This is a genomic window from Aliihoeflea sp. PC F10.4, assembly GCF_054612275.1.
In genome coordinates this window covers 2,485,542-2,500,062 of the sequence record NZ_JBTSWH010000001.1, presented here as the reverse complement: position 1 = coordinate 2,500,062, position 14,521 = coordinate 2,485,542, and the positions used below count along the sequence as shown (strand labels likewise).

Below are 14,521 nucleotides of genomic sequence, written 5' to 3'. Positions count from 1 at the left end.
ATCGATCTGGCACATCGCCGGCCTTCAAGGAGTGTTGGTTCGCCAATCACGGGATTGGCCTGTGAGATGTTGGCTCATTCCAACAGGCCGTTCGCGGGTATATGTCTTTCCAGCACAGTTGCGAAGAGTTCGGCGGCAGGCGAGAGGTGGCGATCATGTCTGTGAAGAAGGCCAATAGGACGATAGGCTGACTTGTCGCTCAAACGCCGTGAACACAACCCTTCGAGTTGAATCGCAGGCAGGGCGAGGCTTGGAACCACCGTTATTCCCAATCCTTCGCGCACCAATTTTACGGCAGTCGTCATGTGGGTGACGTCATAACGCAGACCTTCTCGGACATTTGTGCCCGCCACGGCCTGTTCGAACTGTGCGCGTGCACTCGACCCTTGGGAGAGAAGGATTAGATCGTGAACGAGAAGGTCTCGCCAGTGTAGCGGCTCGACGGAGGCGATCGGGTCATCGGGGCGATAGACGGCGCAGAAGACATCCTGAAACAGCGGCCTGAACGCTAAATTTTTCACGCTTTCCGTGAGGGCGCCTATAGCGAACTCGATCTGGTTGGTACGCAGCATTGTGATCAGCACATCATTATGGGCCTCTACAACGCGAATTTCGATGTTGGAATGCTTTCTCCGAAGTTTGCCGAGTATTGAAGGTACCAGCGTTTGTGACGCCGACGGCAACGCCCCCATCACAATTGCTCCGCGACGTACTTCCGAAAGATCCGCCATAGCTCGATAGGCTTCTTCCAGATCGGCAACGGGGCGTTCGATGCGAGCAAGCAGTTCGTGACCTGCCGCTGTCACCGCAAGACTGCGTGTCGTGCGTTCTAGAAGTCGCAGGCCGAGCGTATCCTCAAGGTCCTTAATCAGCGTAGTCAGCGATGGCTGGCTAACGCCGAGACGCTCTGCGGCGAGGGTGAACGAACCGGTCTCGGCAGCCAGTAGGAAGGCTTTGAGCGGGCGATATTTTATATTTATAGTCATAGACTAATTATAAACATCAAATATTTATTTGTCCTATTTTTTCTCCGTGGATAAGTCAGGTGGAAAGTCGCAAATACGGAGGAAAGAATGCCCGCGCCCGTGGACGATATGCTCGTCTCCATCAACCCGGCTGATGCCAGTATCGCCGGAAAGGTTCGTCGCGCCACCGTGGCTGATGTTGACAGTGCGGTCGCGCGCGCATGGCAGGCTTACAGGTCCGGCTCATGGCGTTCGTTGCGCCCGGATCAGCGTGCCTCGTTTCTTTACGATGTAAGCGCGCGCCTTCAGGCGGAGCGCCAGACATTGGCCCAACGCCAGATGGCCGACAGTGGCAAGCCGTACAAGGAATGCCTCAACATGGTCGATAGTGCGTCGGGCCACTTCCGCTATTACGCTGCCGTTTGCGAGACCTGGCAGAATGAAATGACCTCGCCACGCGGCGAATATTTTTCCATGGCGGTCGGCGAACCTTATGGCGTCGTGGCAACCATCACCCCGTGGAACTCCCCGATCATGAACGAGGCGCAGAAGGTTGCGCCCGCCCTGGCGGCAGGCAACGCGGTCATCGTCAAGCCATCCGAGGAAACGCCGCAACTGGCACTCGAACTGGAGCGCATCTGCCGCGAAGCGGGGATTCCCGAGGGGATGGTGATCGCCTTGCCGGGTTATGGTGAAGATGTTGGTGCCGCTCTCGTGGCGCATCCGGGCGTGCGGATGATTTCCTTTACCGGTGGTACGGAAACCGGCCGCACCATCGGCGCTGCCGCGGGGCGGCGCATCGTTCCCGTGGCCCTGGAGCTTGGTGGAAAGTCGCCGCACATCGTTTTTGACGATGCCGATTTCGATCGCGCCGTTGCGGGCGTAGCGTCTGGCATATTCGGCTCGGCCGGTCAGAGCTGCGTTGCAGGCTCCCGGCTGTTCGTTCAAAAGTCGATCTATCCCCGCTTTCTTGACGCCCTGGTGGATGTAGCCCGCTCGCTGCGGGTCGGCCTTCCCGACGACGTCTCCACTCAGATGGGACCGCTGATATCGAAGGCGCATCGCGAGCGCGTCGCCTCCTATGTGGATATCGCGCGTGCCGAAGGCGGCACGATCCGTACCGGCGGCCAACCCACCGCAGGCGCGGCATTCCAGAACGGTTGGTTCTATGATCCGACCGTCATAGACGGTCTGACCAATAAGGCTAGGGTTTGCCAGGAAGAGATATTCGGTCCCGTGATCATCGCGCTTCCGTTCGATGACGAGGCGGACGTGATCGAACAGGGCAACGACACGGAGTTCGGGCTCGGCGCGGGTATTTGGACCAATCGTTACGAGCGCGCTTGGCGCGTTGCCCGCGAACTGGAAGCCGGGTCCGTCTGGATTAATACCTATAAGCAGTCCCACATCGCCACGCCATTCGGTGGGTTCAAATCAAGCGGAATCGGACGCGAAAAGGGCCTTCACGGTCTTCGGCTCTACACCCAGGTGAAGAGCATCTACTGGGGTATGCACACAGCGCCGATGGCCTTGTGACGCCACCCCATTCCCGATCACCTTTGGCACCAAGCATAGGAAATTCAATGACCAATCGCGGCATCGAACTGGGCGATCTGAGCAAGTCCCGCATCCTCATCACCGGCGCGGCCAGCCTCGTCGGTTCGCATACCGCCAGCTTGCTTTTGGAGGAAGGCGTCGGCGAGGTCGTTCTGTTCGACAATCTGGCGTTCGGCTCGCTCGACGCCGTTGCCCATCTTGTAGATGATCCGCGCGTCACGGTCGTCAAGGGCGATCTGATGCACTTGCCCGGCGTCATCAAGGCGACCGAACAGGTGGATGCGGTCATTCACCTGGCCGCCTATATGTCTCTCGGCTTTTCACAGACCCCCTGGCAGGCGATCGACGTCAATCTGCGCGGTGTCCAGAATTTGCTCGAAGCCTGCCGCGTCAACGAGGTTCGCAAGCTGGTCTTCGCATCCTCCAATGCCGTTTATGGATACGGCGACGGCATCAAGGGCGCGTTGCACGAGGATCTGCCGTTCCATTCGAAGGGCGGGTCGGCATCAGGCATCCTGTACGGTGCCTCGAAGGTTATGGGCGAACAACTGTGTCGCGCCGCGCACCAGCAGTTCGGTCTGGATTACGTGGTGTTGCGCTATTCCACTGTTTATGGCGAACGGCAGCATTACCGCGCTGCCAACGCACTTTACATCATGGATACATATGACGCAGTTCGTCGTGGCGAAGCGCCGGTCATGCCGGGTGACGGATCCGAAACGAAGCATTTCGTGCATGTTTCAGATGTGGCGCGCGCCAATCTGGCCGCGTTGCGCACCGCAGCTACCGATGTCGCGGTGAACGTATCCGGGCCATCGGCGATCACCGTGCGTGAATTGATGCAGCTTGTGCTCGATTATTGCGGCAGCGACCTCGTTCCGCAGACGAAGTTCGACGAGCCCGGCACTGTCAGGCTGACGTCCGGCGGCGCGTTTCATATCCCGAATGACAAGGCGCGGGACGTCATCGGCTGGCACCCGCAAGTCCAGATGAAGCAAGGAATTGAGCGCCTTCTTGCCTGGCGAGAGGCGAACGCCGCAGCCAACGAAAGATAATTCGCGACTGAACTCCACCGATTTACATCAATGAGCCAGGGAGGAACAAATGGTTCGACTAAGCAGATTGGTAATCGCAGCGACGGCGGGTATTTTCGCATTTTCTGGACCGGCGGCCGCGTCCGAGTTGGATTATCCGGAGCAGACGGTTTCGATCGTGGTGCCTTATGCGGCCGGTGGGGCGACCGACGTGATCGCGCGCATCATAGCCGAGGGGCTCAGCGGCTGGCCCCATCCGGTCGTCGTGGAAAACCGGCCCGGTGCGGCTACCACCGTCGGTGCGCGTTACGTTGCCAGCTCGGAAGCTGATGGACACACGTTGCTGATGACGACTGCGGCGCATACGATCAGCAGCAGTGTCTATCCCAATTTGGCTTACGATCCGCTGGAAGATTTTCAGGCGATCACGCTGACATCGACGATACCACTCGTTCTCATGGTCGCACCGCAGGTCGAGGTAACTGACCTTGAGGGCTTCAAGGAACTGGCCGCTGCTCAGGCCGAGGGTCTGATCTTCGCCTCGCCGGGCATCGGCGGTCCGCAGCATCTGACCGGCGAACTGTTTCAGGCGCTGACCGACACGACGTTTCTGCATGTGCCATATAATGGCGATGCGCAGATGATCCCCGCTCTTCTCGGCGGCGAAGCCGATACGGCATTCGTGACACTGTCTGCCGCTCTTCCCTACATCAAGTCGGGCCAGTTGCAGGCTATCGCGGTAGCGCATTCCGATCGCATCGATGCGATACCGAACGTTCCGACCTTCGCCGAAGCCGGCATGCCCGATTTCGAAGCTGCGACCTGGTTCGGATTGCTGGCTCCCGCTGGCGTTCCGCAGGAGGTGATACAGAAGATCGTCACCAACGTGAATGCCGTGATCGCCGATCCGGGGCGGACGCAGACGCTTCTGGACATGGGCGGCATCGTCGACAACACGTCTCCCGAAGTGTTCTCCGAATTCATGGTCAATGAGAGCGCGCGGTGGGCCGAAGCGGTGGAGTTCTCCGGAACGACGCTCGAATAGATTCCGGCTCTCATAGTGGAAAAGCCGGCCGGCCTTTTATTCGGGGCCGGCCGGCTCGACGCAACACCCATATGATCTAGGCATGTTATAATGAATCTCACTGATGTGCAGTTCCTCGCCGATTGCGAAAAGATTGCGACCAGCACCTGGTCCGACGCACTTGATGGACTCGACATCGATGGCGTCGTCGAAGGAATCGTGAAGCGGGGTGGGACCGGGCGCTTTGCAGCGTTTGCCGTCACGGCCCGCCACATAGTCGGTCGGAAGGACGATTTCGCATCTGCGGATTTCACGGTTGGCAGGCTTGTCGATGCGACGGGGCCGGGGAGGGTGCTCGTGGTTGATGCAGGGGGCGCGGACATCTCGACCTTCGGCGGCATTGCATCCGGTGCAGCCGCAGCGCGCGGTGCAACTGCGGTTCTCATTGATGGTGCCTGCCGCGACCTGGACGAGATCGAGGAAACAAGCCTTTGGCTTGCCAGCCGACATGTCACGCCCCGAACCGGAAAGCGCAGGCTGAAGCTTGCGGCTATGGGGCAACCGGTCACGCTTGGCGGCATTTCCGTCCGAGAAGGCGATCTCGTCGTGGGCGATGAAACCGGCATCGTCGTCGTACCGCGCGCGCGTATGGAAGAGGTTTTGGCTGCCGCTCGTGCGGCACTGGAGACTGATCGTCAGGTCGAGAAGGGAATTGCAGACGGGTTGTCATTTGCCGACGCGGCAGCTGCTGCCGGCTACATCCCTCGATGAAGGGTTCCAGTCGAGGTGGGATCGTTCAGCTGGCGTCAATCTCGCCGGAATTCGATGCGCAGCTCGCGCGCGAGTTTCCGGTCGTCCAATTGTTCACTGAAGCGAAGCGGGACCACTGCGAAATGTGGCACCTTCGTGAGTCACGGCTGGCAGTGACAACGGTGCGCCGCGGTCTGAGCGCATCAGACCTGTCTGCATTGCCAGGTTTGCAGGCAGTCTGCAGCTGGGGTGTCGGCTACGATACGCTCGATATTGCAGCTGCCCGGGCGGCGGGCGTGCGAATTTCCAATACGCCGGATGTTCTCGATGAGTGCGTTGGAGACCTAGCTTGGGCATTGATGCTGGCAACGGCCCGCCGAGTCGCGATGGCTGACAAATACGTCAAGGATGGACGGTGGAAGCAACTGGGCGAGTTCCCTTTGGCTATACGCGTCTCCGGCAAGCGGCTTGGAATTTTGGGTCTCGGGCGGATCGGCAAGGCAATAGCCAAGCGCGGCAGCGGGTTTTCCATGGATATCCGTTACCACAGCCGACGCGCGCTGCCGGATGTCGGCTATGCGCTCGAGAGCGATCTTGTAGCCCTTGCGCGTTGGGCCGATTTCCTTGTGATTGCCGTCCCCGCCAACGCACAGACGCGCAACCTCGTTGACCGCGAAGTCATCGATGCACTTGGACCATCCGGCATACTCGTAAATATCGCGCGCGGAAGCGTCGTCGATCAGGCCGCACTTGAACACGCGCTCGTTCATGGAAAGCTTGCGGGGGCAGGGCTTGATGTTCTGGACAGAGAACCGTTCCCGCACCATCCATTTCCCACTGTAACAGATCGCGTTGTGCTGACGCCGCACATTGGCAGTGCGACAATCGATACCCGTTTGGCAATGGAACAACTTGTTCTAGACAACGCTCGAGACTTTTTTGAGTTCGGGAGGCTTCGAACTGAAGTGTAACAAGGCTTCAGCGTTCGTAAAAACGTTGAAGCGCTTTTGGCCGGCGGACAACTGAATAGCGCTATTTTGGCCGGATGCATTTTTTAACCTCGTCCGTCGCGGACATGCTTGGCATTGGCGCGCACATGTCCCCGCTCTCTTTCGCAAATGCTCAGGCGGAAAGTTCCTTTCGGACGATCTCAGCGCCTGCGCCCAACGCCTTCAGCTTACCGGTCGCCACCTGACGAGACAGCGGGGCCATACCGCAATTCGTGCAGGGATAGAGCTTGTCGGCATCTACGAACTTTAGTGCTTTTCGCAGGGTTTCGGCGACCTCCTCCGGCGTCTCGACGGTATTCGATGCGACATCGATGGCACCCACCATTACTTTCTTTCCCCGGATGAGCTCGATCAGATCGATCGGAACATGTGAATTGTGACATTCCAGCGAGATCAGGTCGATGTTGGATTTCTGCAGTTTCGGGAACGATTCCTCGTACTGCCTCCACTCCGATCCCAGCGTGTTTTTCCAATCCGTATTGGCCTTGATGCCGTAGCCATAGCAAATGTGGACGGCGGTTTCGCATTCCAGTCCCTCGATTGCCCTTTCCAGAGTGGCAATCCCCCAATTGTTCACCTCGTCGAAGAAGACGTTGAATGCCGGTTCGTCGAACTGGATGATGTCGACGCCTGCGGTTTCCAATTCCTTGGCTTCCTCATTGAGGATTTTGGCGAACTCCCAGGCCAGTTTCTCGCGGCTCTTATAGTGGGCGTCATAGAGCGTATCGATCATGGTCATCGGACCCGGCAGGGCCCATTTGATCGGCTGCGTGGTCTGCTGACGTAAGAACCTTGCGTCGTCGACGAAGACCGGCTTGGGGCGGGAAACAGCGCTGACGACCGTCGGCACGCTCGCATCGTAGCGGTCACGAATTCTGACCGTCTCGCGTTTCTCGAAGTCGACGCCGCTGAGCTGCTCGATAAACGTTGTGACGAAATGCTGGCGCGTCTGCTCGCCGTCGCTGACGATATCGATGCCCGCCTGTCGCTGATCGTCGAGGGAAAGGCGCAGGGCATCCTGCTTGCCTGCGATCAATTCCTCATCCTGCAGTTTCCAGGGCGACCAAAGTTTCTCAGGCTCCGCAAGCCAGGAGGGCTTCGGCAAGCTGCCGGCGGTTGACGTGGGCAAAAGTGTTTTCAAGACGAATGACCTTGTGTTTCGATTGATCAAAGGGCGTAGTTCGCGGACCACTGCTCGAGAATGGCCTTGTATGGTTTGATGAAGCGCTCCTCGGTGAACTTACCCTGCTCGACAGCCAGCCGGCCGCGTTCTTCGCGGTCATAGACAATCCGGGTCAGCGAATAATCCTGATGCTTCAGGCTGGGCCGATAGTGAGCGCCTGCGACGGAGTTGGCGTTGTAGATCTCAGGCCGGTAAATCTTCTGGAACGTCTCCATCGTGCTGATCGTGCCGATCAGTTCCAGATTGGTGTAGTCGCCAGGCAGATCGCCAAGATGATAAAACGCAAAAGGTGCAGCGCTGTCCGGCGGCATGAAATAGCGAATCTGCAATCCCATTTTCTGGAAATACAGATCGGTCGAGGATGACGCATCCTGCAGGTATTCGACGCCCAATACAGGATGGCTGTTGTTCGTCCGGCAATATGTCTTGCTGCTTGAAGCGCTCAGGCAAATGACAGGCGGCTTTTTGAAATTTTCTTTGTAGGCGGCGGAATTGACGAAGCACTTGAACAATTTGCCATGCAGGTCGCCGAAATTGTCCGGCGCGCTGAATTCAGGTCGGTTCCTGTTGTGCTCGGGCAGCAACACGCTGAAATCGTAATCCCGCACATAAGAGGAAAAATTATTGCCGACGATGCCGTCTATGCGCCGGCCGGTCTTCCGGTCGACTATCGTCGTCTTCAACATTTCAATTACTGGAAAGGCATCGTCGGTGCCGCCCGGGTCGACGTTCACTTCTACGGATATGATATCGAGTTCGACCGTATAGCGACCGCCCTCCGGGTTATCCCAATGCGCCAGCGCGTTGCATCGATTGTCGATCATCCGCAAGGCATTGCGCAAATTCTCCTGCCGGTTCTTCCCTCTGGCCAGATTTGCAAAATTGGTTGTAGCGCGGGTATTGTCCGAGGGACGGTAATCCTCATCGAAGCGAATGCTCTTCAGGCGAAACGTAAAGTCGTTGCTCATCGCGGACGGATAGCGATCGACAGGCTGCACGGCCAGCGTGGCGATACGAGCTGCGGTTTCAGACATGGCTTACCCCAATGAGTTGGGGGCATGGGTCAGCGGACACATAGCAAGACGAGCCGCCATGCGGCCTCCGCTACGGCACACCGGGCACCCCGCCCGTGGACGTTACTTTGCCAAGGCAGGTTTCCTGGCTCGCGGGTCGTCGCCTCTGCCCGTCTTCCCAGGGTTTACCCCAGTGACATTTTGGACATCAGCTCGCCGCTTACAGTTGCGGGGGCAGCGCCGGTCTTACACCGACTTCCCTCTTAGCCCCGGACATCGCGAGAGACGCGCGGGGAACCATGACGATCACACTTTCGGGCGGATTTGCTTGAATGTCAATATCGCATAAAGAAATGTTTATATGTTAACATCGTTAAGAGATATCACGCCGTTGAATAGGGCGCGAACGAACTCGTGCGGTCGTCGATGACGATCGTTTTCGTCAAAGGTGGAAACGCCCGTTGCGTGCATCCGACACGTTCGCAAACCTTGCAACCGGCACCGATCAACGTGCGGATCGAGGGATCGGCCAACGCAATGCCTTTTGAATACACCAGCCTATCGGCATGGACGATGTCGCAGCCGAGTCCGATGGCGAATGTCTTTCGGGGCGCGCCGTGTCCGCCGCGGGAGCTTTCGACCATGCGGGCAAGCCACAGATAGGCGCGGCCGTCCGGCATCTCGGCAACCTGCGTCAAGAGTCTCCCGGGATTCGAGAAGGCATCGTAGACGTTCCACAGCGGGCACGTGCCGCCGATACGAGAAAAATGGAAGTCGGTTGCAGACTGCCGCTTCGACATGTTTCCGGCGCGGTCCACCCGCACGAAGAAGAACGGGACGCCTCGTGCTTCAGGTCGCTGGAGCGTACTCAGTCTGTGGCAGACCGTCTCGAAGCCGACGCCGAACTCCTGCGACAGGAGTTCGATATCATAGCGCAGTTGTTCCGCCATCCGCAGGAATGGCACATAGGGCAATATGAGCGCTCCGGCGAAATAGTTGGCCAGACCGATCCTGCCAAGCGAGCGGGCTTCGTCATTCGAGAAGCCGGCTTTCGCAACGATGCTGCCGATGACGTCCATCTGCTCGAGAAACGCAAGTTGCGTCGCCATTTGAAAGGCCTGCTGTCCCGATGTGAGCCTTTTTGAAAGACGCAGCGCGCGCATCTCCTTGTCGAATTTGCGCTGGGCCGAACTGCTTTCTTCGAGATCGACAATGAGAACGCCGTGACGCTCTCGCAGGCGCTCGGCGATGGCACCGGCCATATCGCCTACCGGCATTCCCATTTCCCCCGCCGCCGTTTCAGCCGCCCTGTCGAGTTCATCGATGTGATTGTGTCGGGCGTAGAAGAAATCGCGAACTTCCTCGAACGGCATTGACGGCAGAGGCATTGCGCGGTCGTGCCCATCCCCGCCGAGCCGCGCCGAATAGGCCAGCACCTGTTCGTTCGACTGCTTGAGACGGCGGCCCTGATTGATGAAGGCACGCGCCAGCGCAGGCATACTGGTCGCCAGTTCCCGTATCTCCGCCACGGAGACCGCCTCGCCGAACGCCGGGTCCGAAAGAACGTCCCGCAATTCCCCGACGATGCGCACTTCGTCGCTGTCGGAGAACAACTGAACGTCGGTGCCGAAGGACGCATTGAGCTTCAGGAGGACCGGCACGGTGAGCGGACGCTGGTTGTTTTCGATCTGGTTCAGGTAGCTCAGCGAGATACCCAAGGTGTCGGCGAGCGACTGCTGTGTCATCCGCTTTTCTTCGCGCAGCCTTTTCAGGCGTACACCCATGAACGCCTTCTTCATCGCGCCCTCCGTTCTTCGCAAACTTTGCAAATTCACAAGACAAATTCGCAAAGCTACGCATTTTCAGTAGTTTATCGATTTCACCATATGTGGACAATGCGGATTTGAAAAGCCAACCGGACACAGCATTTGGACGCGCAACCGATTACGAGCAGGCAGGGAAAGGCCAACTTTCTGGAGGTGGTGCTTCCCGAACAGGCGAACCATTACGGCACCCTTTATGGAGCGAACGCTCTCCATTTGATGGGAAAGGCCGCCTATGTCTGTGCCACCCGTCATGCCCATTGCGCGGTGGTGATGGCCAAGGCGGACAACATCGATTTCATCCGTCCTATTGCCGTCGGATCCATAATCGAGATGCGCGCGAGGGTCGTCTTTCAGGGGCGCTCTTCGATGACGGTCGACGTCGACATCGTGCCCGAGCAGCACGACGCTGCGACGGCAGGCCCGGCCGTCTCCGGCCGGTTCATGATGGTCGCCGTCGATGGCGACGGCATCCCGATACCCATTCCCGCCCCAGAGTCTGATCAAGCAGAGGAAAGCCATCCGTGAAGTCGCATAAGGTCCGCACCTATAAATCCGCCGAAAAGCTCCCCCGCGAGGACCAGCTTGCCTGGAAGATAGCTTCTGTCGCCGCCGACGATGTTGCGCTCGACGCTGACGTTGTGGAGATGATCGGCAACCGCATCATCGACAACGCCGCCGTCGCCGCAGCCTCCCTGGCGCGTCGCCCGGTCGTCAGCGCACGGGCGCAGGCCCTTGCGCATCCCTTCCTGCCCGGCGCGAGCGTGTTCGGCCTCTCCACCGCGAAGCGCGTCTCACCGGAATGGGCGGCCTGGGCGAACGGCGTGGCGGTGCGCGAACTCGACTTCCACGACACCTTTCTCGCCGCTGACTATTCGCATCCTGGCGACAACATCCCGCCGATCCTCGCCGTCGCGCAGCATTGCGGCCTGTCGGGCGCAGCCCTCGCGAAGGGACTGGCCACTGGTTATGAGGTACAGGTCAATCTCGTGAAAGGCATCTGCCTGCACGAGCACAAGATCGACCACATCGCCCATCTCGGTCCTTCGGCGGCGGCCGGTATCGGCACGGCGCTCGGCCTATCGGTGGAGACGATCTATCAGGCCGTCCAGCAGGCGCTGCATGTGACGACTACCACGCGCCAGTCGCGCAAGGGCGAGATTTCGAGTTGGAAGGCCTATGCGCCCGCTTTTGCGGGGAAGATGGCGGTCGAGGCCGTCGATCGCGTCCTTCGCGGCGAAGGCGCGCCGTCGCCGGCATGGGAAGGCGAGGACGGTTTCATCGCCTACCTGCTTTCAGGCCTCGGCGCGGAATACGCCGTGCCGCTGCCCGAGAAGGGCGAGGCCAAGCGCGCGATCATGGACACCTATACCAAGGAGCATTCGGCCGAATACCAGAGCCAGGCGCTGATCGACCTTGCCCGCCGTATGGGGCCGAAGGTCGGTGATACTTCCAAGGTGGAGAACATCGTCATCCATACCAGCCATCACACCCACTACGTGATCGGCACCGGCGCGAACGATCCGCAGAAGATGGACCCCAAGGCGAGCCGCGAAACGCTCGACCATTCGATCATGTATATCTTCGCCGTCGCGCTTGAGGATGGCGGCTGGCATCACGAGCGCTCCTATGCGCCTGAGCGTGCGAACCGGTCCGAAACGGTTGCGCTCTGGCACAAGATCTCGACCGTCGAGGACCCGTCATGGACGAAGCGCTACCACAGCCACGATCCGAAGGAGAAGGCGTTCGGCGGTCGCGTCTTGATCACGCTTCAGGACGGTACGGTGATCGAGGACGAACTGGCCGTGGCCGACGCCCACCCGCTCGGCGCGCGCCCCTTCACGCGGCTGGACTACGTGAAGAAGTTCCGCACGCTTTCAGAGGGCATCGTCGCCGCCGCCGAACAGGACCGCTTCATCGCCACGGTCGAGCGGCTGCTCGACCTCAAGCCGGAAGAACTCACCGGCCTGAACTTCACCGTCGATGCCGACAGGCTCGGTCCTGTGGCCGGCACCGGCATCTTCGACTGGAAACGCGGTTAGGGAGGACGACATGACCGCACCGAAGCCAAAGAAATCCGTCGCGCTCTCCGGCGTCGTCTCCGGCAACACGGCGCTGTGCACCGTGGGGCGCACCGGCAACGATCTGCACTATCGTGGCTACGACATTCTCGACGTGGCCGAGACCTGCGAGTTCGAGGAGATCGCGCATCTCCTCGTTCATGGCGCGTTGCCGACAATCGAGGAGCTTGCCGCCTACAAGGCGAAGCTGAAGGCGTTGCGCGGCCTGCCGCAGACAGTCAAGCGAACACTTGAACTGCTTCCCGCCGCCACGCACCCGATGGATGTCATGCGCTCGGGCGTCTCGGCGATGGGTTGCGTCCTGCCGGAGGCGGCGGACCACAACAGCCCCGGCGCACGCGACATTGCCGACCGGCTGATGGCTTCGCTCGGCTCGATGCTGCTCTACTGGCATCATTTCGCCCACAACGGACGCCGCATCGAGGTCGAGACCGACGACGATTCCATCGGCGGGCATTTCCTGCGTCTTCTTCACGGCGTCGCGCCCAAGCCATCGCATGTAAAAGCGATGCATGTGTCGCTGATCCTTTATGCCGAGCACGAATTCAACGCCTCGACCTTCACGGGGCGCATGATCGCGGGAACAGGTTCTGACGTATACTCGGCCATTACCGGGGCCATCGGCGCATTGCGCGGACCCAAGCATGGCGGTGCGAACGAATTCGCCTTCGAAACCCAGAAGCGCTATGCCGATCCGGACGAGGCGGAAGAAGACATCCGCCGCCGCGTCGAGGAAAAGCAAGTCGTCATCGGCTTTGGCCATCCCGTCTATACGGTCGCGGACCCACGCAACAAGGTCATCAAGTCCGTTGCGCGCCAGCTGTCGGTGGAAGCGGGCTCGACGAAGATGTTCGACATCGCCGAACGCATCGAGACGACAATGGACGATGCCAAGAAGATGTTCGCCAACCTCGATTGGTTCAGCGCCGTTTCCTATCACATGATGGGTGTGCCGACGGCGATGTTCACGCCGCTCTTCGTTATCGCGCGAACGTCCGGCTGGGCCGCGCACATCATCGAACAGCGTCAGGACAACAAGATCATCCGCCCGTCAGCCAACTATGTCGGCCCGGAGAATCTCGACTTCATCCCGATGGAACGCCGCGGCCGCGTCAGTGCCGCCAGCAAGGCCGCATAAGGAACCAGCATGCCCTATCTCGTCTCGTCCGATCTTCCCGACCGTCCCGCCGGCGAGCGCTTCCGCGCGCTCGTGACACGCGGCGGCATCGCGCAGCTTCCCGGCGCGCATAACGGAATGGCTGCGCTTCAGGCGAAGGCCGCTGGCTTCGAGGGTTTCTATCTTTCCGGTGCGGCGATGACCGCGTCGATGGGCCTGCCCGATCTTGGAATCATCACCATGGATGAGGTCGCCTTCTTCATCCGCCAGATTGCTCGCGCATCAGGCTTGCCTCTGCTCGTCGACGGCGACACGGGATATGGCGAGGCGCTCAACGTGATGCACATGGTCCGCACATTCGAGGATGCAGGTGCCGGTGCGGTCCATATCGAGGACCAGCTCTTGCCCAAAAAATGCGGCCATTTGAACGACAAGAAGCTCGCCGACGCGCACGACATGGCCGCCAAGGTCGCAGCCGCCGCCAAGGCTCGCCGCCATCTTTACATCGTCGCCCGCACGGATGCGGCGGCAAGCGAGGGGATCGACGGCGCGGTCGCGCGCGCGAAGCTTTATATGGAGGCCGGGGCCGACGCCATTTTCCCCGAGGCGCTAAACACATCTGAGATGTTCCGCGAATTCGCCGCGCGCATGTCGGGCGTCCCGCTGCTCGCCAACATGACCGAGTTCGGTCGCACACCGTTCTTCACCGCCACCGAATTCCAAGAGATGGGCTACAAGATGGTGATCTGGCCGGTCTCGTCGCTGCGCGTTGCCAACAAGGCGCAGGAACGGCTCTACGCCACGTTGAAGAAAGACGGCTCGACGAAGGCGATGGTCGGCGACATGCAGACCCGTGCCGAGCTTTACGACACAATCGGTCTAGCCGACTACGAGGCTCTGGACGCTTCGATCGTGGCCAGCATCGTTCCCGAGCCTGTATGACAGATATAACGCGCCGGGTGAT

Annotated in this window: 13 protein-coding genes and 1 riboswitch; of the genes, 9 read left to right on the top strand and 4 right to left on the bottom strand. The window is 59.7% G+C overall.

What is annotated here, in order from left to right:
• Positions 1–74 precede the first annotated feature (74 nt).
• The gene (locus tag ACX82Z_RS12655; RefSeq protein ID WP_459589258.1) at positions 75–986 is read right to left on the bottom strand and encodes a LysR family transcriptional regulator; all 912 of its coding nucleotides are present in this window, start codon (positions 984–986) and stop codon (positions 75–77) included.
• Between the two features lie 87 nt (positions 987–1,073).
• Between ACX82Z_RS12655 and ACX82Z_RS12650 the strand changes: the two genes are divergently transcribed.
• From ACX82Z_RS12650 to ACX82Z_RS12630, 5 genes are all read left to right on the top strand, one after another.
• Entirely contained in the window at positions 1,074–2,501 is a 1,428-nt protein-coding gene (locus tag ACX82Z_RS12650) for an aldehyde dehydrogenase (RefSeq protein WP_459589256.1), read from the top strand.
• 47 nt (positions 2,502–2,548) lie between these two features.
• On the top strand, positions 2,549–3,577 hold the full coding sequence (locus ACX82Z_RS12645; protein WP_459589254.1) for an NAD-dependent epimerase/dehydratase family protein: 1,029 nt from the start codon (positions 2,549–2,551) through the stop codon (positions 3,575–3,577).
• A 49-nt stretch (positions 3,578–3,626) separates the two neighbouring features.
• Positions 3,627–4,601, top strand: coding sequence for a Bug family tripartite tricarboxylate transporter substrate binding protein (locus ACX82Z_RS12640; RefSeq protein WP_459589252.1), 975 nt, complete (start codon positions 3,627–3,629; stop codon positions 4,599–4,601).
• A gap of 90 nt (positions 4,602–4,691) precedes the next feature.
• On the top strand, positions 4,692–5,351 hold the full coding sequence (locus ACX82Z_RS12635; RefSeq protein WP_459589250.1) for an RraA family protein: 660 nt from the start codon (positions 4,692–4,694) through the stop codon (positions 5,349–5,351).
• Positions 5,348–6,301, top strand: a complete 954-nt coding sequence (locus ACX82Z_RS12630; protein WP_459589249.1) for a 2-hydroxyacid dehydrogenase — start codon at positions 5,348–5,350, stop codon at positions 6,299–6,301. The genes ACX82Z_RS12635 and ACX82Z_RS12630 overlap by 4 nt, the downstream gene beginning before the upstream one ends.
• A gap of 151 nt (positions 6,302–6,452) precedes the next feature.
• Here the strand turns inward: ACX82Z_RS12630 and ACX82Z_RS12625 are convergent, their stop codons facing one another.
• The 3 genes from ACX82Z_RS12625 to ACX82Z_RS12615 all read right to left on the bottom strand — a co-directional run bounded on the left by ACX82Z_RS12625 (position 6,453) and on the right by ACX82Z_RS12615 (position 10,335).
• Positions 6,453–7,481: a methionine synthase gene (locus tag ACX82Z_RS12625; protein ID WP_459589247.1), complete on the bottom strand. Its 1,029-nt coding sequence runs from the start codon at positions 7,479–7,481 to the stop codon at positions 6,453–6,455.
• 26 nt (positions 7,482–7,507) lie between these two features.
• A complete protein-coding gene (locus ACX82Z_RS12620) occupies positions 7,508–8,491 on the bottom strand; it encodes a DUF1852 domain-containing protein (RefSeq protein ID WP_459911732.1) in 984 nt (327 codons plus the stop codon).
• A gap of 163 nt (positions 8,492–8,654) precedes the next feature.
• Positions 8,655–8,853: riboswitch (cobalamin riboswitch) on the bottom strand.
• 66 nt (positions 8,854–8,919) lie between these two features.
• Positions 8,920–10,335 carry a short-chain fatty acyl-CoA regulator family protein gene (locus ACX82Z_RS12615; protein ID WP_459589245.1) on the bottom strand — a complete coding sequence of 472 codons (1,416 nt, stop codon included), beginning with the start codon at positions 10,333–10,335 and terminating at the stop codon, positions 8,920–8,922.
• Between the two features lie 129 nt (positions 10,336–10,464).
• Between ACX82Z_RS12615 and ACX82Z_RS12610 the strand changes: the two genes are divergently transcribed.
• Genes ACX82Z_RS12610 through prpB form a run of 4 tightly spaced genes read left to right on the top strand, consistent with a single transcriptional unit; the run spans position 10,465 to position 14,499 of the window.
• Positions 10,465–10,887 carry an acyl-CoA thioesterase gene (locus ACX82Z_RS12610; RefSeq protein WP_459589244.1) on the top strand — a complete coding sequence of 141 codons (423 nt, stop codon included), beginning with the start codon at positions 10,465–10,467 and terminating at the stop codon, positions 10,885–10,887.
• Complete coding sequence (locus tag ACX82Z_RS12605) at positions 10,884–12,401, top strand: MmgE/PrpD family protein (RefSeq protein WP_459589242.1); 1,518 nt, start codon at positions 10,884–10,886, stop codon at positions 12,399–12,401. Before ACX82Z_RS12610 ends, ACX82Z_RS12605 begins: the two co-directional genes overlap by 4 nt.
• 10 nt (positions 12,402–12,411) lie before the next feature.
• A complete protein-coding gene (gene prpC / locus ACX82Z_RS12600; RefSeq protein WP_459589240.1) occupies positions 12,412–13,578 on the top strand; it encodes a bifunctional 2-methylcitrate synthase/citrate synthase in 1,167 nt (388 codons plus the stop codon).
• A gap of 9 nt (positions 13,579–13,587) precedes the next feature.
• Positions 13,588–14,499, top strand: coding sequence for a methylisocitrate lyase (gene prpB / locus ACX82Z_RS12595; protein WP_459589238.1), 912 nt, complete (start codon positions 13,588–13,590; stop codon positions 14,497–14,499).
• The last annotated feature ends 22 nt before the right edge of the window (positions 14,500–14,521 follow it).

Coding starts and splice junctions, on each gene's coding strand:
- ACX82Z_RS12655 (WP_459589258.1), bottom strand. CDS start 986: ATGACTATAAATATAAAATATCGCCCGCTCAAAGCCTTCCTACTGGCT.
- ACX82Z_RS12650 (WP_459589256.1), top strand. CDS start 1,074: ATGCCCGCGCCCGTGGACGATATGCTCGTCTCCATCAACCCGGCTGAT.
- ACX82Z_RS12645 (WP_459589254.1), top strand. CDS start 2,549: ATGACCAATCGCGGCATCGAACTGGGCGATCTGAGCAAGTCCCGCATC.
- ACX82Z_RS12640 (WP_459589252.1), top strand. CDS start 3,627: ATGGTTCGACTAAGCAGATTGGTAATCGCAGCGACGGCGGGTATTTTC.
- ACX82Z_RS12635 (WP_459589250.1), top strand. CDS start 4,692: ATGAATCTCACTGATGTGCAGTTCCTCGCCGATTGCGAAAAGATTGCG.
- ACX82Z_RS12630 (WP_459589249.1), top strand. CDS start 5,348: ATGAAGGGTTCCAGTCGAGGTGGGATCGTTCAGCTGGCGTCAATCTCG.
- ACX82Z_RS12620 (WP_459911732.1), bottom strand. CDS start 8,491: ATGAGCAACGACTTTACGTTTCGCCTGAAGAGCATTCGCTTCGATGAG.
- ACX82Z_RS12615 (WP_459589245.1), bottom strand. CDS start 10,335: ATGAAGAAGGCGTTCATGGGTGTACGCCTGAAAAGGCTGCGCGAAGAA.
- prpC (WP_459589240.1), top strand. CDS start 12,412: ATGACCGCACCGAAGCCAAAGAAATCCGTCGCGCTCTCCGGCGTCGTC.
- prpB (WP_459589238.1), top strand. CDS start 13,588: ATGCCCTATCTCGTCTCGTCCGATCTTCCCGACCGTCCCGCCGGCGAG.